We start from the raw sequence: 21953 nt of genomic DNA on the forward strand, positions 1-21953 counted from the left end.
AGCCCATCGGCCCTGCCCTCTACGACACAGCCTTCAGCCCAGAAGACGGCAACGGAATTCAACAAGGATGGGGCGGAAGAAGCCACTGACACGCCCGGGCTGTACACACATTTTGGCCGCTAACCCGTGTTCCACGCATAACCGATGGTGGTAAAAGGAATCTTGATGATCAGCAGTGGAAACAAGAACGCTAAGTTGTACCAGAAAATCAATTGCACAAGCACAGGAGTGCCCCTAAAGAACCAGATATAAAGAGTGGCAAGCCAGTTCAACACTGGGTTATGCGCCAACCTCATAACGGCTAGAAGGACACCCAGTAACAGTCCAAGCACAGTAGCTACCACCGAGATCATAATTGTGATCCAGATGCCGCTGATGATCTTGGGGAAGAAAAGGTACGCTGCTACCTCGTTCCAGCGGATGTTCTGGTTGGATGCCAAAGTCCACGCCAACCACGCGAACACGGCGAGGGCCAAGGTTCCGATAATCCATCGATCCGTGTGCTTGAGTCTGACAACTGGAACCAATGTTCCGTCAGGGCTCTTTAAGCTGGTCGGGCGTGCACCGCGTTGGATGGCCACGTGCTACTTGCCGTCATTGACGATGGCGGAGGGAACGGCCATCTTCTCAACGTTCCAGGCCTGCAGGATCTTTTCGTAGCTGCCCTCCTCGATCAGTGACTGCAGAGCCTTCTGGACCGCTTGGATGACCTTTGGATCCTTCTGGCTGATAGCTATACCCCAAGGGCTGGTGGGACCATCAATGATGACGGCATCAAGAATGCTTTCTGAGGTCTGAGCACGGTATGCGGCTACCGGATAGTCATTGACAGCTGCGTCAGCACGCCCATTGCGAACCTGCAGGATAGCTTCCTGATCGCCCGCAAATTTTAGAATGTTGATGCTTGCTTTGCCGGATGACTTGCACTCTTTGTCGAAGTCTTCCAAAAGAGATAGTGAAGAGCCATTGTCAACTACCGAGACAGTCTTGCCACAGGCAGTCTCCGGAGCGCCCATACTGGCTGGATTCCCTTTTTTCACCACCCAGCCGGACCCCGATTGGACATAGTCCACAAAGGAAACGGTTTTGCGGCGTTCTTCATTGTCCGTCATGGAGGACATGATGATGTCATACCGTCCGGTGGTTATCCCGGGTATCTGCGCGTTGAAGTCTTCATTCTTGATGGAGATGGCCAGGCCAAGCTTATTGGCAATGGCACGGCCTAACGACGGATCAACTCCCACCAACGTTTCACCATCAGTGGCGAACATTTCCATGGGCGGGTAACCCTCGGAGGTGGTCATACGAAGTCCCTCTGACACCATCGTTGCGGGCAGCATGGATGTCAGCTCAGCGTCTGGTTTGACGGCATCGATGACATCCTTGGCCAAGTCTTCACTGGGTGCCGGGACAGCGGTAAAGGCACTGTTGGAAAGTGTAGGTTCGGCTCCCACACCTGAGAGCGACTGGCCACCACATGCTGAGGTCAGGAGGGCTGCGCTGACAGCAATGGATGCTAAGACCCATGGGGAGAAACTCTTCTTTGAGCTACTGGCTAAACGGTGCATAGTACTTCCCTGTCGATTGTTGTGTTGATAGTTGTTTGTTAGCTAAGAAAGTTAAGCAGACTTGCGGTAGCGAACACGACCGCCCACCACTGTGGCTTCCACAGGAATATCGCGGATATCCGAGCTCGAGACTCGGCAGGGGTCTTCACCTAGGACAGTAAAATCGGCCAACATGCCGGCTTTGAGCCGGCCCTTAAGCCGCTCTTCACCGGAAGCGTGGGCAGCCCCACTGGTGAATCCGGCTATCGCCTCTTGCACAGTGACGCGTTCGGAGGGTTGCCAGCCGCCTTGTGGCAGGTGGTTGCTGTCTTGGCGGGTCACCGCGGCGTGGATTCCGTGCAGTGGGTGGGGCTGTTCCACTGGAGAATCGGAGCCAAAGGCGGGAATGGCCCCTGCATCGATCAGTGAGCGCCACGCGTAGGAGGCCAATTTTCGATCCGCTAAAAGGTTGGTTACCAGTCTGTAATCACTGGTGCAATGTGTGGGTTGCATTGAAGGGATCACACCCAGACGCGCGAGTCTTGAAACATCCCCGGGCAGAAGATGCTGTGTGTGTTCTATACGATGACGTAACGGCTGTGCACCAGCTCCCTGCCGTGTTGCGGAAACCGGGTGATTGGTCAGGTCTTCATAAGCGTTGAGAACCAAGTGGTTTGCTCGGTCTCCAATGGCATGTGTTGCCACTGCAATGCCAGCACTGGCAGCACGGCGGACCAGGCGAAGCAGTTCCTCAAAGGGTGTGACCGCGATGCCAACATTGCCGTCCTCACCCGGGAATGGTTCCGAGACATGGCAGGTGTGTGAACCAAGTGCCCCGTCGGAGAACAATTTCACAGGACCAGTGCGTAGCCAAGGGGTTCCAGCACCAGTGAATCGGCGCTCTGCGATGGCCAGATCAAGGGCAACTGCAGGGATTGCTTTGTGTACACGAAGTTGCAAATCTCCGGCAGCTTCAAGAGTTCGGTAGGCCGCCAAGCAGTCTTCGCCATCAAAATCATGGATCCCCGTGAGGCCAACTGAGAGTAGGAAATCCTGTGCCGTTTTGAGCTGCTGCGTAAGGTCTCCAGCTGCCGAGCTGTGCATGATGGCTTCTAGGGGTCCATGGGCTGCTTCGCGAAGGATTCCGGTTGGCTCACCAGAAGCGTCCCGCTCAATTTCTCCCCCTACGGGATCACAGCTCGCAGCTGTAATTCCAACCGCGCGAAGTGCTGCTGTGTTGGCCCACACGGTATGCCCGTCAACACTGGGCAGAGCGGCGGGGCGTCCTCCTGTGACGGAATCCAAGGCTTGCCGGGTGGGTTGGATTGGTACAGTCCATGCGTTGAAATCCCAGCGTCCGCCGAATATCCAAGCATCATGGGGCAGAGGCTGGGCGAAGGTGCGGATTCTCTCTAGCGCCTCTTCTAGATCTTTGGCCCCACGCAGGTCAACGGCAGCCAGCTCCCGGGCCAAGTTCGCCGTGTGGATGTGGGCATCAGTTAGCCCTGGAATAACGGTAGCGCCCGCTAAATCAATCGTTTCTATGGCGCCGACAGTGTGCGCACGTAGTTCCTCTGAAGTACCTAGCGCGATGATTTCTTCGCCGTGGCTCAATAAAGCTGTGGGGGATGATCCGGGAGTCTGATTGGACGGCTCAGTTAAGAAGCGTCCATTGACAAATAAGCGTTGTTCAAGCATTCCTAATCCTTCGAGCGGCATCAGGCCGCTGTATTGATGAAAACAAAGTGTGGGATGAGTCACAAATAACTACTTTGTCTACTCTAGGACACTTTGTGGCAGGATATGAGCTGATGAACGCCGAGAATACGCTGTACTGACTTCAAGGAAAGCTAATGCTCAATATTGTGCACATCCGTACCCTGACTGAAGTGGTGAGGCTGGGCTCGTTCACTGCGGCGGGAAATCGACTGGGCTATACAGCCTCGGCCGTCTCCCAGCAAATGGCATCTTTGGAACGTGAGACTGGTATTCAATTGTTCGTTAGAAGCGCGCGGAGTATCCAGCCCACACCAGCAGCCCAAGCTATGAGTTTGCACGGCGTGAAACTTATGCGTGAGGCAGAACTGCTAATTGCCGCAGGAAATAGTGCCGGGGGCAGTCATGAAGCGACTTTACGGGTGGGCGCGTTTCCTTCAGCGGCCACGTTCATTGTTCCCATGCTGTTGGATTCGCAAGTTTGGCAGTCACGCGGTGTGGGCTTGTTGGTCACTATTGGTGAGCCAAGCGCTACCGTGCCTGGTTTACGTGCGGGCGGTGAACTGGATGTTTGTCTCGTGTATCAGCTCGGGGAATCAGGTCTGGTCTTGCCGCAGGGGGTCACTAAGACGTGGCTGGGGGAGGACCCCTTTCAGATCATTGTGCCTGCGCGCTGGCGCATGGATTCAGCAGCAGTGGTTGGAGCGAATGACGTGGCGGGGATGCCATGGATTCTACATCTGCGCGGTTCTAGTGATTCAAGCGTCATTGATTCCGTGTTGGCCAATGCAGGAATTCACCCACGTGTTGTCGCTTTCAGTGACGACTTTCAAGCCACTTTGAGATTAGTGGCAGCGGGGCATGGGATTGCCATGGTGCCGTCGCTGGCAATGCTGGAACGTCCGGCCGGGATCACGGTGATACAGGTGCCCCAAATTGCTTTGTCTCGACAGCTAATCGGCCTATCAGCAGAAGATGCTCCAGCCGACCTTGTGGCAGCTTTCTGGGAAGCAGTGGGTCAAAAATACCAGCCCAAAAATGCTTAGACCCTAAAGTGCCTACATCCAGCGTAAAGCTCCACGCTCAACTGTGTCCTGGCCTATCAGGTCTCTCGTGGAGATTCATCAGCTGGGTCAACGCGAGCCGCGTCTGCGTCGCTGCGGTCCATTTCGGCATGGAACTGATCCTGGGTTCCGCCCAAAGGACCCGCGTCGGGCTCACCATCGCTGCCAGAGTCTTCGTCTTGGAAGAAACTTGGATCGGGCGCCCCCAAACTGGGGTCGGCACCTAAGGCTTCGGCATCAGTTTGCTGCCCCAGAATAGTCGGGTCAGGCGAGCCTGGATTGGCAGTATTGCCAGCAGGTAGCTCCTCCTCCAGTGCTCGGGTGCTCTCCTGCGATCCAACTGATGCAGACCCGGGAGACTGGTTGTGGAGCGGATTCATGTTTTTCTTATCACTATTCATGAGGTTCTCCTTGCGTGCTGCTTAATTGATTTGCAAGTTCTGAAGGTCAGGAGCGTTCCGTGCGCACTAGCGTGCCGGTCCTGACGGGAGGGCTCCGCCTTCATCTGCCCAATCCTGCCCAACATCATTGTTCAAGGCGGGATCTGAATCCACATCCGAGAGGGCTGGTTGTTCGACTTCCGAAGAGTCTTTTTCGCGGGCAACTCGGCGTCCCGATTCGGTTCCGGCCACTTTGCCCACGAGACGGGCGCCGAGATCCTTTGCCTGGTCCTTTACGGTGTCTTCCACCGTCGTGACAGTTTCCTGCACGATATCTGTTTCCCAGACACTCTTGGCATTCTTCTTTAGGCTCTCGTAGCCGCGGCGTCCCACTCGGGTGCCTACTACGTAGCCAACGGCCAGACCTGCTAGGAAGGTCAATTTTGCTTTCATGGAGTCTCCTTGTCCGAACGTTTTCATACTTCAAAAAGGTGTGCCTGCGGGGCCGCTGCGGCAGATGAAACCCGTTGGCATTGCGTTTGTGCCCCGAAGGAGAAGTGCTGTTTTTACTGTATCTACCCACGCACGGTTGCGAAAGCCCCCACGCTGACGGCGCTGACATGCCACGCCATTCTCACTGCGCCTCACGAAAGCTGACAGTAGCCAGCGGGTCAGTCTTTTTCGTGGGCCAACGCCGAGAGTACATCTGCGTTCAGGAAGGAAATCATGTCAAGTGGGATGCCAACAGGGCACACGGCCGTGCATTCGCCAATCTGTGTGCAGCCGCCTAATCCCTCAGCATCATGTTGATTAACCATGGCCAATGCCCGTGACTGGCGCTCTGGCTGCCCCTGGGGAAGTATTCCCAAATGATTCGCTTTGGCACCTGTGAACAGCATTCCCGATCCGTTGGGGCATGCGGCGATACAGGCACCGCAACCAATGCAGACAGCGGCGTCGAATGCCCTGTCGGCGTCGTTCTTGGACACCAGAGCCGCCGCAGCGTCAGGTGCAGATCCTGTGGGGGCGCTGATGAAGCCGCCTGCCTGAATGATTCTGTCCATGGCGCTTCGGTCCACGATGAGATCTCGCAGGATCGGGAAAGATTGTGAACGCCAAGGTTCGACGTCGATCGTGTCGCCATCGTTGAAGTGGCGCATATACAGCTGACAGGTGGTGGTCAAGGCTTCGGGACCGTGGGCGATGCCGTTGATAACAAGACTACACATGCCGCAGATACCTTCGCGGCAGTCGTGGTCAAAGGCCACAGGGTCGTCCCCGGCAGTGGTGAGTTGATCATTAAGCACGTCGAGCATTTCCAAAAAAGACATATCGGCAGAGATACCATCCACGGCGTAGTTAACCATCTGGCCGGGGGCAGTATGGTCATGTTGACGCCAGATGCGTACCGTGATGTTCATTTGTAGCTCCTCTGGGCCAGCTCAACGTTGGAGTATTCTAAGATTTCCTTACGCAACCGCGGCGGGGAGTCCTCGTCCGTGAATTCCCACGCCGCAACATAGGTGAACGCACCATCATTGCGCAACGCTTCGCCGTCGGCCGTCTGGCTCTCAGTCCTAAAATGGCTGCCACAGGACTCTTCCCGGTGCAACGCATCAATGCACATGAGCTCGGCTAGCTCGAAGAAATCACCAACACGGCCGGCCCGTTCCAGTGTCTGGTTTAGTTCCTCGTTCACGCCAGTGACTTTAACATTTGTCCAAAACTCGTGTTTGAGTGCACGGATCAGCTCAAGCCCCTGGGCAAGTCCCTGGGCGCTGCGCTCCATTCCACAATATTCCCAGAGAATGCTGCCTAGTTCCTTATGGAATGAATCAACGCTCCGGTTGCCGTCGATGGCAAGGAAGTACTTCAGGCGAGTTCGGACCGTCTCAAGCGCTTTCACTGCCTCCGGGTGGGATGAATCGAAGGCCGTGACAGGATTTCTGGCGAAATAGTCATTGATGGTGTTAGGCAGAATGAAGTAGCCGTCGGCCAAACCCTGCATTAGTGCGCTGGCACCGAGCCTATTAGCACCGTGGTCTGAGAAGTTCGCTTCGCCAATGACGAACAATCCGGGAATGGAGCTCTCCAGATCGTAGTCCACCCAGAGCCCACCCATGGTGTAATGCACCGCAGGATAGATCCGCATCGGCACCTGGTAGGGATCTTCATCGGTGATTTTTTGATACATGTCAAAAAGGTTGCCGTATTTTTCCTCGATGGCAGCCCGACCCAGCCGGGCTATTGCGTCGGCAAAATCCAGGTAGACTCCGCGTCCGCCCGGTCCCACCCCATGCCCGGCATCGCATTGACTCTTGGCTGCCCGGGAGGCCACATCCCGGGGAACGAGGTTGCCGAACGCGGGGTAGGCACGTTCGAGGTAGTAGTCCCGCTCGTTGAGTGGAATCTGCGCTGGGGACCGGGTATCACCAGCTTTCTTCGGAACCCAAATACGCCCGTCGTTGCGCAATGATTCGCTCATCAGCGTCAGTTTTGATTGATGCTCTCCACTGACAGGAATACAGGTTGGATGGATTTGTGTGAAGCACGGGTTAGCGAACAGTGCGCCTTTGCGGTGCGCCCGCCAGGTGGCCGTTGTATTGCAGCCCATGGCATTCGTGGAGAGATAATAGACGTTGCCATAACCACCTGAGGCGAGAACGACGGCGTCGGCCAGGTGAGTCTCCAAGGCCCCGGAGACCAAATCCCGGACCACAACGCCCCTGGCCTTCCCATCGATGACGATGAGGTCAAGCATCTCGTGGCGTGTGTTGACTTCCACGGTGCCCGCAGCGACTTGGCGCTCAAGTGCTTGGTAAGCGCCCAACAACAATTGCTGGCCCGTCTGGCCGCGAGCGTAGAAAGTTCGAGAAACCTGCACGCCGCCAAAGGAGCGAGTGTCCAATAGTCCGCCGTAGTCCCGAGCGAACGGAACGCCCTGGGCAACGCACTGATCGATGATGGAAGAACTGACTTCCGCAAGGCGGTAGACGTTTGACTCCCGGGAACGGTAGTCCCCGCCCTTGACGGTGTCGTAAAACAGGCGGCGAACGCTGTCCCCGTCGTTGCGATAGTTTTTAGCTGCATTAATCCCACCCTGTGCGGCGATGCTGTGGGCGCGCCGAGGGCTGTCTTGATAGCAGAAACTCTTGACGTGATAACCGGCCTCCCCCAGAGTTGCCGCGGCCGAAGCGCCCGCCAATCCAGTACCGATCATGATGACGGAGAGCTTGCGCCGGTTGGCAGGGTTGATCAGTTTGGCGCCAAAGCGACGAGACTCCCACTGATCGGCCAGAGGCCCCGCGGGAGTCTTGGTGTCTTGAATGGGTTCTCCGATTGTGAAAAACTGTTCCATCAGTTCACCCATCCTGCAAAGATAGCCACTGGTGGAACTAAAAAGCCCACCAAGATCACCAGCGTAATCACCATTGCCAACTGGTTGAGGAAACGGCGTCCGGATAACGATTTATTGGCACCAAGGGACGCGAACGCGCTCCAGATGCCGTGGCGCAAATGAAAACCAAGAGCTATCAGGGCTATCACGTAAGAACACAAAACCCACCAAATTGCGAAACCGTTAACCATTCTTTGGTAGGGGCTCGCCGAGGCCCCACCAGGAGCAATGACATCAGCTGACAGGTGTAAAAGGTGGTAAATCACGAAGAGACCAATGACGACTCCGCCCCAACGCATCGTGAATGAGGCGTAACTTCGCTGGACACCACGGCGGTTCTTGCGACTCTCGTATCTCCATCCGCCTTTGCCTGCTGTGGCGTGCCGGGAGCGGTGCCACAAGGTGAGGGCAGAGAAAATGTGGAGCAGGACACTTGCCAACAGAATTACGCGCAAGATCCACAACACTCCGGCATGGGGCAGAAGTGGCTCCCCGATCTCACGTAGGTAGCCCGCGTATCCATCGAAGCCCTGTTGACCCTCGAAAACCTTCAAGTTCCCGTACATGTGCGCCAGGAGGAACAGGATCATGATCAGCCCGGTGACGGCCATTGCCGCGTGGAGCAGCACAGAGGATCGAGCCGCTGTGGAGCGCGCACTTCTTGATGGTGCACCGGTCACATTGTTCGTCTTCACCTGCATAACAAAGCTCTCATGTGGACACCTTAGATCGCGACCTGACAACACGCTAGAGCGCTGTACGAATCCGTAGGAGGGCACTATTTGGTGGAGGCCTGGGCGTTCATAAGGATGGTCTCCAAAGAGACATCAATATTGGCCAGCTGTTCGGTATCGACGGGTAGAGCCGAGCGAATAAGTGCCTTGATATGTTCCGTTTGATCCCAGATGTTTACGTTCATCCCGGCGATTACGCGGTGCTCTTTGAGCCAAAAAACCATGAATTCCAAGGTTTCTTTATCTCCTCGGAAGAGAACTTCCTCGTAGCCGGCTGGTGCCACATAACCGCAGTACTCCATGCTTAGCCCGAACTGGTCGGTGAAAAAATAGGGTACCTCTGAATACTCCGCGTTTTGACCCAGCATGGACCGGGCCGCCACTGCTGGCTGGCTCAGCGCATTGAACCAGTGCTCGCTACGAATGTGTAGACCCAACAGCGGGTGAAAAGCGTTAGCAACGTCACCGGCGGCATATATGTCAGGGTCGGAGGTGCACAGGTGTTCATTGACCTTGATGCCGTTCTCCAACTCCAGACCGGCTGCCTGCGCCAGGGCAGTATTGGGCACGGCTCCGATCCCAGCAACAATGAGATCAGCATCGATCACGGTTCCATCAGATAATTCCACGCCGGTGCCCTGGCGGGGATTATCTCCTGTGATACGTCTTACTTGGGTGTTGCAGCGTAGATCCACTCCGTGGTCTGTATGCAAGGTGGCAAAGATCCCGGCTACCTCAGCTCCCAGGATGTGTTGGAGAGGAATTTCCCCGCGTTCTAGCAAAGTAACGTCTAAGCCGGCATCCCGTGCGGCGGCGGCAACTTCCAGCCCAATCCAACCAGCGCCTATGATGGCCACGCGGGAGCTCACTGAGAGTGCAAACTTCAGCTGCTGGCTGTCTTCAATACGACGGAGATAGTAAACCCGGTGTCTGTCACTGCCGGATATGGTCAGCGGGCGTGGGGACGCGCCCGTGGTCAGTAGCAGCTTGTCATAGTAGACAGAGCCTCCCCGAGCGCAATCCACCCGGTGCGCTGACGTATCGATCCCAGTGGCCTTGGTACTACTTCGAAGTTCGATCTTGTTTTTTGTGTACCAAGATTTGGAGTGGACGAAGATCTTTTCCCGCTCCACTGTGCCTTGTAGGAACCCTTTGGAAAGCGGTGGCCGTTCATAGGGGCGCTCTGGTTCTTCCCCGATGAGCACAATACGGCCAAGGAACCCTTCCGCACGCAGCGCCTCGGCGGCTTTTGCGCCCGCCATTCCAGCACCAACGATGACGAATGTCTCCTGGGTTGACATGCGTTCAGTATCCATAAAATTGAGCGTAGCCCCACAGGCGGGTATCGGCTAGGGGCCTATGGCACCCGCTGTACAGCCAGGGTGCGCAGGTGTAGTCAACGCCAAATTGTGTTCACTGGTGAGGGCTCCGGGTAGAGAAAAGTGCGTTTTGCCTTGCAGCTCTCCCGAATAGCTGTTAGGCCTAGGGTAGGTGCGCGATGACCCCGGTGGCACACCTTTTCAATCACCGGCCGGGGTGGCTGAAGGGAAGTGCGGCATGGCACGGAACAAATCTCCTCGCCTGGAAGAACCAAGCCAGGAAAATATTGAGGTTAGCAGCCCAAAGGAGTGGGCGGCTGGAGTACCAGGTGTCTTACATTCGATGGGGCCGGCACTTCGTGACATGGGTGTGGAGCGGAGCCGTAAAACGTTGCTGGCGATGAACCACAAGGACGGCTTTGACTGCATGAGTTGTGCCTGGCCTGACCCCGATCACCGTAAGACCTTCGAGTTCTGTGAGAACGGAGCTAAAGCCGTTACGTGGGAAGCCACACCCATCACCGTCAGTTCGGGCTTCTGGGCAGAGCATTCTGTCAGCGAACTTCGTCAGAAATCTGAGTATTGGCTCGGCCAGCAGGGCCGACTTACCGAGCCGGTGTACAAGCCAGCGGGGGAGGACCACTACCGTCCTGTCAGCTGGGATGAGGCATTCAAGATCCTGGGGGAGAAGTTGAACAGCCTGGCGTCACCTGATCAGGCTGTTTTCTACACCAGTGGCCGCACCTCCAACGAGGCAGCATTTGCATACCAGCTCTTTGTACGCGCTTTCGGCACCAATAATCTGCCGGACTGCTCCAATATGTGCCATGAATCCACCGGTTGGGCTATGGGAGAAACTCTGGGGATCGGTAAAAGCACTATCTCCTACGACGACTTCGGTAAATCAGATCTCATCATTATCATGGGACAAAACCCTGGCACTAACCACCCCCGAATGCTCACCGCCCTGGAAGAGGCAAAAAATAACGGGGCCCAGATTGTTGCCGTCAATCCACTGCCTGAGGCAGGGCTGCGACGTTATAAAAATCCGCAAGAAGTTAAAGGCATCGTAGGACGTGGCACTGATATTGCCGACCAGTTTATGCAGATACGCCTGGGCGGAGATATGGCCCTGCTGCAGGCTGTATCCAAACGGGTACTGGACGCCGAAGAAGCTAATCCGGGTACTGTCCTTGACCGAGAGTTCATCCAGGACCATTGCGAGGGGCTGGAGGAGCTAAAAACTCATCTGAACCAACTTGATGAACAGGCCGTCATGGAATCCACCGGGCTGACTTTGGCTGAGATTGATGAACTGGCAGGGCGTTATCTCAAAGCTGAACGAGTCATCATCACCTGGGCCATGGGTTTGACTCAACAGAAAAAGGGGGTCGCTGCCATCAAGGAGATCATCAACCTCCTGCTGCTGCGTGGCAACATCGGAAAACCCGGTGCCGGGGCCTCTCCTATCCGCGGACACAGCAACGTCCAAGGTGACCGAACCATGGGCATCTGGGAGCAGATGCCGCCAGCATTTCTAGATGCACTTGAAAAGGAGTTTGGCTTTGAGCCGCCTCGCGGACATGGAACTGACGCTGTGCAGACCATTGTGAAAATGCGCGACGGCGACATGAAAGTTTTCGTGGCGATGGGCGGGAACCTTGTGGCCGCAATTTCTGATACGCACGCTGCGGAGGCGGCTATGGAGAACTTGGAGATGAGCGTTCAGATTTCCACAAAATTAAATAGATCCCACACGGTTCTCGGTCAGGAGGCACTGATTCTGCCCACCATGGGCCGCACTGAAATTGACCGTCAGGCAAGCGGTGAACAATTCGTTTCAGTGGAGGACACAGTGTGTGCCGTCCATCCATCGTGGGGAAAGGTGGAGGCAGTGGCACCAAATCTACTCTCCGAGGTGGCAATCGTGTCCCGGCTGGCCCAGGCAACTTTGTCAGAGAAAGTAAAGGTGGACTGGGCTGGTTTTGAGGGGAACTATGACCTGATCCGCGATCATATTTCGCGGGTGGTGGATGGCTGTGAGAACTACAACCAACGAATCCGGCAGGAGGGCGGGTTTGTCATGGCCAACGGCCCACGTGACTCCAGGACTTTTCACACTGCCACTGGTAGAGCCATGTTTACTGTGAATGATCTTGAACACGTGCAGTGCCCGCCGGGGCGCCTGATCTTGCAGACCATGCGCTCACACGACCAGTTCAACACCACTATCTACGGTCATGACGACCGCTACCGAGGGATCAAAAAAGGTCGTGAAGTGGTCTTTGTCAACCCGGCGGATCTCGCGACCCTGGGTCTTGCGGATGGCCAGTACGTTGATATTTACGGCGAATATGCAGACGACGTGGAACGTGTATTGCGCAACTACCGTGTGGTGGCCTATCCCAGTGCCATCGGTTGTGCAGCTGCATATTATCCGGAAGCTAACGTACTTGTTCCGCTGGAAGCGGTGGCCGAGGAGAGCAACACTCCCGTATCCAAACATCTGGTGGTCCGGCTCGAGCCAGCGGCCGCAGGCACCCCTGCCCACTAGGCAGCGCATGTTTAAGGGAGCTCCAGCTTAGGAGCGCTCCAGCGCTTTGGCGAGATAGGGAGCGGTTCGGCTGTCCTCAACCGTCGAGACGTATTCGGGCGTGCCTGCTGCCATAATCCGCCCCCCATCGGTTCCACCGGAAGGACCCAGATCAATGACCCAGTCGGCCGCTGCAATGACGTCCATGTCATGTTCAACCACCACCACCGTATTACCGGCGTCCACAAGCCGGTTGAGCTGGTGCAACAAAAGACGAACATCCGCCGGGTGAAGGCCGGTAGTTGGTTCATCCAGAAGGTAAAGTGTGTGGCCGCGGCGGGCGCGCTGAAGTTCGGTGGCTAATTTGATGCGCTGGGCCTCACCACCGGAGAGTTCGGTTGCAGGTTGGCCAAGGCGAAGGTAGCCAAGGCCCACTTCAAGGAGAGTAGCCAAGCTGCGTGCTGCCGCCGGAATATCGCAGAGGAAGGCAGCTGCCGCGTCCACACTCAAGGCCAGCACTTGTGCAATGTTCTTGCCGTGGTATTCCACGGCAAGGGTTTCTTCATTGAATCGAGATCCGTGGCAAGTAGGGCAGGGTCCGTAACTGCCGGGTAGAAACAGGAGCTCTACTGCTACTGAGCCCTCTCCAAGACAGGTTTCACACCGCCCGCCAGCAACGTTGAAGGAGAAGCGTCCTGGACCGAATCCTCGAGTGCGGGCCCCCTCTGTGGCTGCAAACTCGCGCCGAACGGCGTCAAAAAGTCCAGTGTATGTAGCCAGGTTGGAACGCGGTGTACGGCCGATGGGTCGTTGGTCAACTTGAACCAGTCGATCCACGGGATCCAGCCCGGTCATTTTGCGCACAAGCTCAATGGGTTGATCCGCACCCTCGTGAGGTTGCTGCTCGCCACCCTCAGCCGCGGCTGGCAGGGGATCTTGATCTACAGTGTGCACGTGAACTCCCGCGGCCCTGGACATGACCTGAAGCAGGCTTGACTTGCCGGAGCCGGACACACCAGTGACAGCTGTGAGTACGCCCAAGGGGATAGCCGCATCGACACCCACCAGGTTATGCAACGTGATGCCGTCCATCTGAACCCAGTTCTTAGCGTTGCCCCGATGAGTGAGCGCGCTCTCTCCCTCACCTGTTTTTTTGGCTTGGGCACCCACACCAGCTTTGATCGGCGCGGCAGGTGAGGCCGTGCCGAAGAGGAAGGGCCTGGTCACCGAGTCCTCTACCTGCGCGAGGCCGGCAACAGGTCCGCTGTAGAGTATTCGTCCGCCGGCTTCTCCCGCTTGGGGACCCACATCGACCAGCCAGTCCGCGCGCCGCACAAGGTCCATATTGTGCTCAACCACGAAGACGGAGTTGCCCGATGATTTCAGCTGCTCCAGTACCTCCAGCAAAGGTTCGGCATCTGCTGGGTGCAGTCCCGCTGATGGCTCATCAAGGACATAAATGACACCGAATAGACCTGACCGCAGCTGTGTGGCGATCCGCAGTCGCTGCATTTCACCGGGGGAGAGGGTGGGCGTGGCCCGGCCCAGGCTCAGGTACCCAAGCCCAAGATCCAAAAGAACTCGTACGCGTTGGAGCAGGTCTTTAGCAATGGCCGCGGCAACGGCCGTGCTAGTGCCGTCCCCTCCCTGGTCGCAGGTTTCGAGCTCTTGCAGCACTGAGGTGAGATCCGTCAAGGAAAGAGTGTTCATCGCGGCGATATTGCGCCCCTGCACCGTCACTGCCAAGGCAGCTGCCTGCAAACCACTTCCCTCGCAGCTAGGGCAGGGACCTGAATGCATGAAGGCCAGAGAACGTTCGCGCATGGACGCACTCTTGGAGTCGGAAAGGGTATGCAGAACGTGGCTACGTGCGCTCCAGAACCTGCCCTTGTAAGGTTTTGCCACACGATCACGCTGTGGGGTGACCTCCACGACGGGCTGCTCGTCCGTATACAGGATCCATTCTTGCTGCGTCCGTGGCAACTGGTTGAACGGGACGTCGATGTTATAGCCGAGGTGGGCGAGGATATCCCGCAGATTTTTGCCCTGCCACGCGCCCGGCCAAGCAGCCACTGCACCCTCGCGAATGGTAAGTGAGGGATCCGGGACCAGGAGCTCTTCACTGACAGTGTGGGCAATACCCAGTCCATGGCACACGTGGCAGGCTCCGGCCACCGTGTTGGGAGAGAAAGAATCCGAATACAGTATCCCCGCGCCGTCCGGATACTCCCCGGCACGGGAGAAGAGCATGCGTAGTGAGTTCGACAAGGTTGTGAGCGTTCCTACTGACGAGCGTGTGCTTGGTGTTCCCCGTCGCTGCTGCAACGCCACTGCAGGAGGCAGCCCAGTAATTTCCTCCACCAACGGGGTGTTGCCCTGCTGGATCAGCCGCCGGGCGTAGGGTGCAACTGACTCGAAGTAGCGGCGCTGGGCCTCAGCAAAAATGGTTCCAAACGCCAAGGACGATTTGCCGCTACCGGAGATGCCGGTAAAGGCAACAATCGCGTCCCGCGGAACATCAACGTCAACATTTTTAAGGTTGTTCTCGCGAGCACCTCGAACGCGTACATACCCCTCCAACGGCTCATCAGAAGCTTGAAACTGTGGCGTGGGAACATGAGAATCTAACATTTTCCCGACACTAGACCATTAATGATCTACAAGAAAATTCACTCGAGTTCCCGAGACCGGCAGAATCCGCGTCCTTGACGGAAAAGAGGATGCCCAAATCTGGACTACACGCACGTTGGAAAGCGAGTGCCTCACTGGATGAAGCCACTTGCCCCGAGCGCACTTCCGATGCCGTATGTGGCGGCCAATGCCAGTGCGCCACCAATAACTAGTCGTGTGGCTGAGACGGTTCTGGAGCTGCCTCCGATGGTTGCGCTAAGGGTACCGGTAAGGGCCAAGGCAAGCAAAACAGCAACGAAGGTCACGGGAATTGCCAGCTCAGTTGGCGGAAGCAAGATGGCGAGCATTGGCAGGACTGCACCAATGGTAAACGCTGCCGCTGAAGCGTATGCAGCTTGCCAAGGATTAACTTCATCGTGCTCATTGATGTTTAGTTCAACCGAGAGATGTGCGGCTAGAGCGTCATGTGCGGACAGTTCCAGTGCCACTTGCGCAGCTGTTGTGACGCTGAGCCCTTTGGCTTGGTAGAGACCAGCGAGTTCAGCCAATTCGGTCTCAGGGTCCTCCTCCAATTCGCGGCGTTCCTTCTCGATCAACGCCCTTTGGCTATCTCGCTGGCTACTGACCGAAACGTACTCGCCAAGAGCCATCGAGACTGCACCGCCAACAACTGCAGCGATCCCGGCCACGAGGATCGGAGCCGGCGAATTTGTCACACCAGCCACCCCAACAACGGTTGCAGCAACTGAGACTATTCCGTCATTAGCACCAAGAACCCCAGCTCGAAGCCAGTTCAGCCGCCCTGCGAGGTTAGCCGTGTGTGGTTCATTCTCATGGAAACTTTCTATTTTGTTCATACCAGGGGTTTTCACAGTTCCGGTGGTGACCACAGCCAGTCACGAATTTCCGGCATGTCCTCCAGATGCTCGTGGATGTAGGCTTCATGGCGAGCCAGCATGTGTTTGCAGTGCTCCGCCAGTTCCTGTGCGCCCTCAAATTCTCCACTGACTCTGTGCAGAGCTTCCAACGTCAGGTGATATCTGCTCATTTTATTAAGAACCACCATGTCAAAGGGTGTAGTGGTGGTGCCTTGTTCGTTGTAACCACGAACATGGAATCGTCCTGGGTTGGCCCGGCCGTGAAGCAGCTGGTGGAAGGCCCTGGCATATCCGTGGAATGCGACAATAACTTCCCGATTTGCTGTGAAGAGCAGTTCGAAGTCTGGGTCGGAGAGACCGTGCGGGTGCGTGTCAGTAGGGGGTAGTACCAGCAGGTCCATGACGTTCACGACCCGCACCCTCAGCGCGGGGATATAACGCTGGATGAGCCAGGCCGCTGCCAACGTTTCTTCCGTGGGCACATCTCCGGCGCAAGCCATAACGATGTCGGGCATGGCAATTGCTGTTTCGGAGGAGTTCTCATTTCCGGCCCAATGCCAAATGGAGGCACCGGCAGCTGCATGCTTGCGTGCATCCTCTAAGTTCAGATACTGGGGGTGCGCTTGCTTGTCCACCACCACGAGATTGACGTAGTCCTTACTGAGTAAGACATGCTCAGCGGCGGCCAACAAGGTGTTTGAATCTGGTGGAAGGTAGATGCGGATGACTGAACCGGATAGGGACAAGACGGTATCAATGAGGCCAGGTCCTTGATGACTGAAACCATTGTGATCGTTGCGCCAGCACGTGGAGGTGAGCAAAATGTTCAGACTTGGCACAGGAACTCTCCACGGCAATTCGCGTGCATGCTGGAGCCACTTGGTGTGTTGGATGGTCATGGAAGCACTGACCATGGCAAACGCCTCATAGGTGGCGAAGAGTCCGTAACGGCCCGTGAGTACGTAGCCTTCAAGCCAGCCTTGGCATAGATGCTCGGAGAGGACTTCCATAACCCGACCATCCGGGGAGAGGTGGTCATCACCGCCTTGCAGCGGTTCCATCAGACATCTGTCCGTGACTTCGAAAACAGCACCCAAACGGTTGCTATTAGTCTCATCCGGGCTGAACAGTCTGAAGCGGGGGTCTTCGGAAGTATCAGTGTAGATATCGCGTAAAAATTCACCCAACACTCTAGTGGTTTCATGTTTCGTGGAGCCCGGGACCCCCACTTCAAGCGCGTAATTTTCCAGCGGGCGCAACGGCAGCGGGGCTATCTCGGGGCCGCCGTTAGCCCAAGGATTAGCTCCCATACGCAGCTGACCGGAAGGAGCCAAGGCAGCGAGTTCCGGTACCAGAGTACCCTGTGCGTCAAAGAGGGTGTCCGGCTGGTAGGAATGCAACCACGCCTCCAGCTGGGCCAGATGGGCAGGATTTTCTCTTACTGCTGCCAGGGGGACCTGATGGGCCCGAAAGGTACCTTCAATTTGAATGCCGTCCACAGTATCTGGCCCGGTCCACCCCTTAGGCGTGCGCAAGATGATCGCAGGCCAGGGCGCGCAGTGGGCAACTGTTTGCCGGCGCGACTGGTCCTGGATACGGAGAATTTGTGTGTGGGCATTTTCTAACGCTTGCGCGAGCTGAGGATGTACCACGGCGGGATCCTCACCTGAGACGATCACGGGATCCCAGCCGTGGGCGCGCAGCAGTGCAATGACTTGCTCATCTGATTGCCGGCCGAGAACTGTGGGCCCGGAAATCTTGTAGCCGTTGAGGTGAAGTATGGGCAGTACGGCTCCGTCCCGCTGGGGGTTCAGGAATGACGGTGCTTTCCAAGCACCCTCCAACGGAGCTGTTTCTGCTTCGCCGTCGCCAATGATGCAGGCCACTATCAGCTCTGGGTTGTCCATGACAGCGCCGGTGGCATGGGCCAAAGAGTAGCCCAGCTCGCCGCCTTCATGAATGGATCCCGGTGTTGGTGGGCCAACATGGCTAGGAATGCCACCCGGGGTGGAAAACTGACGGATTAGCCGTCGGAGTCCAGCGTTGTCTTGACTGACTTCGGGATAAATTTGCGAATACGTTCCCTCTAAATAGAGGTTCGCGATCACGGCAGGTCCACCGTGTCCAGGTCCCGCCATGTATAAGATTTTGGCGCCAGTTTTACGAATTAGCCGATTCAAATGAACATAGATTAATGACAGGCCGGGACTGGTGCCCCAATGGCCAAGCAGACGAGGCTTTATCTGCTCAGGAAGTAGAGGCGTACGCAATAGAGCATTTTCCTGCAGGTAGATCTGGGCAACTGTGAGGTAGTTGGCAGCATCCCAATACCGGTTCAATAGCTTGATTTCACCAGGTTCCAGGGGCGAGCGATGATCCTGAGAAGGCATGTTTTTGGTCCCGTCTAGTGAGTTATTCAAAGGATGCACGCCTTGCATCGCTCAAGGGTGTTCTCCACATATCAGGGTTTACAACCTGAAACCGTCTCCCGCTGAGATTTAACGGACGCACACGCATGAAGTGGTTTTTAATACCGCCCTGCCACGGCTGAAGCATAAGGTTCTCCACAGTCTGGATTTGAGCGGGTTCCTTGATTTGCATGACAGTACCGCGAAGGACAATGCTCCACGCCTTCGCTGTCTCGGGCAGGTAGCCATCGATTTCAAAGGCTACAGGCGTATTGCTCGTTGAGCCGTAGAGTTTGGTGCCTTCTGCCGTTCGGAACACGAGGGTTTCAGCGTCCACCACGTAGTTGACCGGAAATATATCCGGATGATCATCAACAACAACAGCTAGACGGCCAAGCACTTGTTCTTTAAGTAAATCCCAACACTCGGGCTTTGTCAGGTGTTCTATGGGGTGTGCTTTCGACGAAGTCGCTGCCGGCGCCTTTTCACTTGTCATGAAAGCAACCCTATGCCTTGTGCGCCGGACTTTATAGGGCCCTAGGTCCTGAACTAGCCAATAGAACAGGAGCACCGTTTTCGACGTCATAAATGTCCCTAACGAGCCCGCAGCAGAGGCAAAGACGCTCTACAATGACTCGCTGTGGAAGCAAAAAATTAAAGATATCTAGGTGCCTTGGGAAGGCAGATGCAAAAGTTCACGGCAAGAGTGAGGGTCTCGAATCTGCCATCCGGTATTGCGCAGCTGTAACCAGGGTCGTTGGGCTTTAGGCGAGGTAGGAGAAGACACCCATCATGCCGCGTTCGGCATGATAGGCGTTGTGGCAGTGAAAGAGCCATTGGCCCGGATTATCGGCATCGAACTGGACGCTCACGGTTTCCATGGGCCGGACAATGACGGTGTCTTTCCGGGCCCCAGCGGTTCCGATTTGGAACGTGTGGCCGTGGATGTGCATGGGGTGCCACATCATGGTGTCGTTGATGAATTTCACTTCCACGCGTTCCCCGGCTTTGAGGTCAAAGGCGTTCTCGAAGGGGTGGGCCGGGTCGAAGCGGTGTCCGTTAATGCCCCAGTCGTACTTCATCATTCCGCCGGTCAGGCGCAGTTCATGGACCCGGTCGGGTTTCTTGGCGGGCAGCGTCACGGAGGGGTCCGCGGTGAGTTGACCGCCGTGGAGAACTGTTCCGGTCAGGGTGCTGGGCAGGGACTCCCTGGCCGGCACGGTCCCGGTCCCGGTGGCAATGAGCCCGTAAGTCATCTGCCCTTTCCCTTCGGCCAGCGCCAATACGGGGGTGATTCCGTCCTTAGCGGTCAGGAGAGCGTCGATGCGCTCACCCATGCCCAGCACGACGGCGTCAACCTCGGTGTGCTTGATGGGTAACCCGTCGGTGTGAGTCAGGGTGAGCTGCTGACCGGGAACCCCTACCCGGTAGGCGGTGTCTCCGGCGGCGTTGATGATGCGCAGACGGATCTTCTCACCCGGTGTGGCCGTGAACGTTTCCGGATTCTCCGGGTCTTTGCCGTTGAAGAGATGTAAGGGGTAGGCAACATCACCGGCGTCTCCACCTAAAAAGTCACTGGAGGCGCCCATGAGCATGTGGCCCATCGACATGCCGCCCGGGCCAGTGTTCCCTTGGCTTGTTTTTCCCTGGTCTGTCTTTTCCTGGTCCGGGTTGCCGTGGCCCATGCCATCCATGCCGCCCCCTGACATGCCCCCGCCCATGCCTTGGGAGAGTTCCTTCAGAACATCGGTGGGGGTTCCGCTGATGCCGTCGAGCCAGTCGTCCAGGACGATCACCCACTCCTTGTCATAGACGAGCGTCTCGTTCGGGTCCTCGATGATGAGCGCCCCGTAGAGAGCTTGTTCGCGCTGCATTTCCACGTGTGAGTGGTACCAGTAGGTGCCAGGGTGGGGAAGTTTGAAGTTGTAGCCGTTCTGGGACCCGGGGGCGAAGGCGTCCTGCGTGAGACCGGGGACGCCGTCGTTGTTGTTGCTTAGGGCTAGGCCGTGCCAGTGCACGCTGGTGCCGGCACTGAGTTTGTTGGCAATAGTGATCGTGAGTTGGTCGCCCACGGTGCCGCGCAGGGTTGGTGCCACGAGGGTACCGTTGTAGCCGGCGGTAGTGATGGGCTTGCCAGCCAAGGTGGTGGTCAGCGGTGCCGGGCTCAGCGTTTTGGTGATGGTTGTTCCGGTGGCGGCCCGGGCAGCTTCGATCTTAGCAATCAATGGATCCGTGGGCAGGATCCGGTTTTGCTGGCTTGCTGTGGTGGCGGGAGTGCAGGCGCTGAGTGCAGCTATGGCGGTAGCGGCCACGGACAGTCCTAGGAAGGAGCGCCGGGTGGGGGTGTTGTTCATAATGAATTCCTTTGCGGGTGTCCGGTTGGACCGTCGGTGGCGTTGGTGGCGAAGAAGTCCCCAGCGTTCACCGTGTCAGGGTGTGGCCAGGGAGAAGGTGGCTCCGCCGTCGGAGGAGCTTTGCACGCCTTCAGCAGTGGCCGCCCAGATTCTGGGTTTACCGGCTGTGCCGGCCACAGCGGTTACGGCCTGAACCTGCCCTTCAACCTTCCCGGCTTGAGTCCAGGTCAGTCCGGCATCACTGGAGGTATTGACGTTGCCGTCGGGGGTGATGCCGACAGCCTGTGTGGGTGCGGCCCCCGCTCCAGCAGATTCGTTGGCGAAGGACACGAACTGCATGAGCGGGGCGTCTGGAACTGCTTTCCAGGTTTTCCCGCTGTCGGTGGAGCGTTGCAAGCCATCTTCGGTGGTGGCCAAGACTATTGAGGTGGCCGGATTTCCGGCCAATACTGCCGGGGTAAAGCTCGCCGTGGATGTTGCCCATGTGACGCCATCGACGCTGGTGCGCAATTCTCCGTCAAAGGCGACGAGTCCGTGGTCAGTGCTGCTGAGAGCGTGGAAGTCTGATTGGCCACCGCGCGAGAGAGGTTCCCACGTTTTGCCGGCATCTAAGGAACGGATCAGGCCCACGGGGTTTGGCAGTGTGGAGCCGGGGCCGGGGTGCCCGGAGGCGTAAAACACCAAAGGATCCGCTGTTGCGGTGAAGCCCATTAGGTCAATCGTCTGCGCTCCGATTTTGACGGGGGTTTTGTTGGTGGCGTCGTAGAGACCGTCGTGGGTGGCGAGGAGAATCTGCTTGGATACAGGATCCACAACGATTCCGTGGACATGCCCGTCATCAGCTGAGACGGGTTCGGGGGCAGCCGCAGTGGTTGTCGGTGGTGTGCAGCCAATCAGAGTCAGTGGCAGAAGCAAGGCTGCGCTGAGCAGTGGAAGGCGAGTGCGCGAGAAGAGGGTTAGAAATTTCAAGGAGGTCTCCAAAGGAAGAGGGG

At 56.8% G+C, this 21953-nt stretch carries 17 protein-coding genes; 2 read left to right on the forward strand and 15 right to left on the reverse strand.

Going from position 1 to position 21953, the window contains the following annotated elements; translation table 11 throughout:
• Nucleotides 1-119: 119 nt before the first annotated feature.
• From QMG40_RS00005 to QMG40_RS00015, 3 genes are read right to left on the reverse strand one after another with little or no spacing between them, the layout of a single operon-like run.
• On the reverse strand, nucleotides 120-581 hold the full coding sequence (locus QMG40_RS00005; protein WP_283526600.1) for an ABC transporter permease subunit: 462 nt from the start codon (nucleotides 579-581) through the stop codon (nucleotides 120-122).
• Nucleotides 582-584: 3 nt separating this feature from the next.
• Entirely contained in the window at nucleotides 585-1568 is a 984-nt protein-coding gene (locus tag QMG40_RS00010) for an ABC transporter substrate-binding protein (protein WP_283526602.1), read from the reverse strand.
• Nucleotides 1569-1619: 51 nt separating this feature from the next.
• A complete protein-coding gene (locus tag QMG40_RS00015; RefSeq protein ID WP_283526605.1) occupies nucleotides 1620-3245 on the reverse strand; it encodes an amidohydrolase in 1626 nt (541 codons plus the stop codon).
• A 155-nt stretch (nucleotides 3246-3400) separates the two neighbouring features.
• On the opposite strand from QMG40_RS00015, the gene QMG40_RS00020 reads away from it, so the two are divergent.
• Complete coding sequence (locus QMG40_RS00020; protein ID WP_283526607.1) at nucleotides 3401-4309, forward strand: LysR family transcriptional regulator; 909 nt, start codon at nucleotides 3401-3403, stop codon at nucleotides 4307-4309.
• 56 nt (nucleotides 4310-4365) lie between these two features.
• Here the strand turns inward: QMG40_RS00020 and QMG40_RS00025 are convergent, their stop codons facing one another.
• The 6 genes from QMG40_RS00025 to QMG40_RS00050 all read right to left on the reverse strand — a co-directional run bounded on the left by QMG40_RS00025 (nucleotide 4366) and on the right by QMG40_RS00050 (nucleotide 10154).
• On the reverse strand, nucleotides 4366-4728 hold the full coding sequence (locus tag QMG40_RS00025; RefSeq protein WP_283526609.1) for a hypothetical protein: 363 nt from the start codon (nucleotides 4726-4728) through the stop codon (nucleotides 4366-4368).
• Nucleotides 4729-4794: 66 nt separating this feature from the next.
• Nucleotides 4795-5160 (reverse strand): YtxH domain-containing protein, encoded by a 366-nt coding sequence (locus tag QMG40_RS00030; RefSeq protein ID WP_283526611.1) that lies wholly within the window; start codon nucleotides 5158-5160, stop codon nucleotides 4795-4797.
• A 218-nt stretch (nucleotides 5161-5378) separates the two neighbouring features.
• On the reverse strand, nucleotides 5379-6128 hold the full coding sequence (locus QMG40_RS00035) for a succinate dehydrogenase/fumarate reductase iron-sulfur subunit (RefSeq protein WP_283526613.1): 750 nt from the start codon (nucleotides 6126-6128) through the stop codon (nucleotides 5379-5381).
• The gene (locus tag QMG40_RS00040; RefSeq protein WP_283526615.1) at nucleotides 6125-8065 is read right to left on the reverse strand and encodes a fumarate reductase/succinate dehydrogenase flavoprotein subunit; all 1941 of its coding nucleotides are present in this window, start codon (nucleotides 8063-8065) and stop codon (nucleotides 6125-6127) included. Before QMG40_RS00040 ends, QMG40_RS00035 begins: the two co-directional genes overlap by 4 nt.
• Nucleotides 8065-8805, reverse strand: coding sequence for a succinate dehydrogenase cytochrome b subunit (locus tag QMG40_RS00045; RefSeq protein WP_283526617.1), 741 nt, complete (start codon nucleotides 8803-8805; stop codon nucleotides 8065-8067). Before QMG40_RS00045 ends, QMG40_RS00040 begins: the two co-directional genes overlap by 1 nt.
• A 77-nt stretch (nucleotides 8806-8882) precedes the next feature.
• Nucleotides 8883-10154 (reverse strand): NAD(P)/FAD-dependent oxidoreductase, encoded by a 1272-nt coding sequence (locus QMG40_RS00050; protein ID WP_283526619.1) that lies wholly within the window; start codon nucleotides 10152-10154, stop codon nucleotides 8883-8885.
• A gap of 241 nt (nucleotides 10155-10395) precedes the next feature.
• On the opposite strand from QMG40_RS00050, the gene QMG40_RS00055 reads away from it, so the two are divergent.
• A complete protein-coding gene (locus QMG40_RS00055) occupies nucleotides 10396-12711 on the forward strand; it encodes an FdhF/YdeP family oxidoreductase (RefSeq protein ID WP_283526622.1) in 2316 nt (771 codons plus the stop codon).
• 27 nt (nucleotides 12712-12738) lie between these two features.
• Here QMG40_RS00055 and QMG40_RS00060 read toward each other — a convergent pair whose 3' ends face one another.
• The 6 genes from QMG40_RS00060 to QMG40_RS00085 all read right to left on the reverse strand — a co-directional run bounded on the left by QMG40_RS00060 (nucleotide 12739) and on the right by QMG40_RS00085 (nucleotide 21930).
• The gene (locus QMG40_RS00060) at nucleotides 12739-15321 is read right to left on the reverse strand and encodes an excinuclease ABC subunit UvrA (protein ID WP_283526624.1); all 2583 of its coding nucleotides are present in this window, start codon (nucleotides 15319-15321) and stop codon (nucleotides 12739-12741) included.
• 131 nt (nucleotides 15322-15452) lie between these two features.
• Nucleotides 15453-16178 (reverse strand): VIT1/CCC1 transporter family protein, encoded by a 726-nt coding sequence (locus tag QMG40_RS00065; RefSeq protein ID WP_283526626.1) that lies wholly within the window; start codon nucleotides 16176-16178, stop codon nucleotides 15453-15455.
• An 11-nt stretch (nucleotides 16179-16189) separates the two neighbouring features.
• Nucleotides 16190-18589, reverse strand: a complete 2400-nt coding sequence (locus QMG40_RS00070) for a phosphoketolase family protein (RefSeq protein ID WP_283528528.1) — start codon at nucleotides 18587-18589, stop codon at nucleotides 16190-16192.
• Between the two features lie 22 nt (nucleotides 18590-18611).
• Nucleotides 18612-19103 (reverse strand): pyridoxamine 5'-phosphate oxidase family protein, encoded by a 492-nt coding sequence (locus QMG40_RS00075; RefSeq protein WP_283526629.1) that lies wholly within the window; start codon nucleotides 19101-19103, stop codon nucleotides 18612-18614.
• A gap of 268 nt (nucleotides 19104-19371) precedes the next feature.
• Nucleotides 19372-20961 (reverse strand): multicopper oxidase family protein, encoded by a 1590-nt coding sequence (locus QMG40_RS00080; protein ID WP_283526631.1) that lies wholly within the window; start codon nucleotides 20959-20961, stop codon nucleotides 19372-19374.
• A gap of 75 nt (nucleotides 20962-21036) precedes the next feature.
• Entirely contained in the window at nucleotides 21037-21930 is an 894-nt protein-coding gene (locus QMG40_RS00085) for a F510_1955 family glycosylhydrolase (protein ID WP_283526633.1), read from the reverse strand.
• Between the last annotated feature and the right edge of the window lie 23 nt (nucleotides 21931-21953).

Source organism: Arthrobacter antibioticus, assembly GCF_030063205.1.
Classification (GTDB): Bacteria; Actinomycetota; Actinomycetes; order Actinomycetales; family Micrococcaceae; genus Specibacter.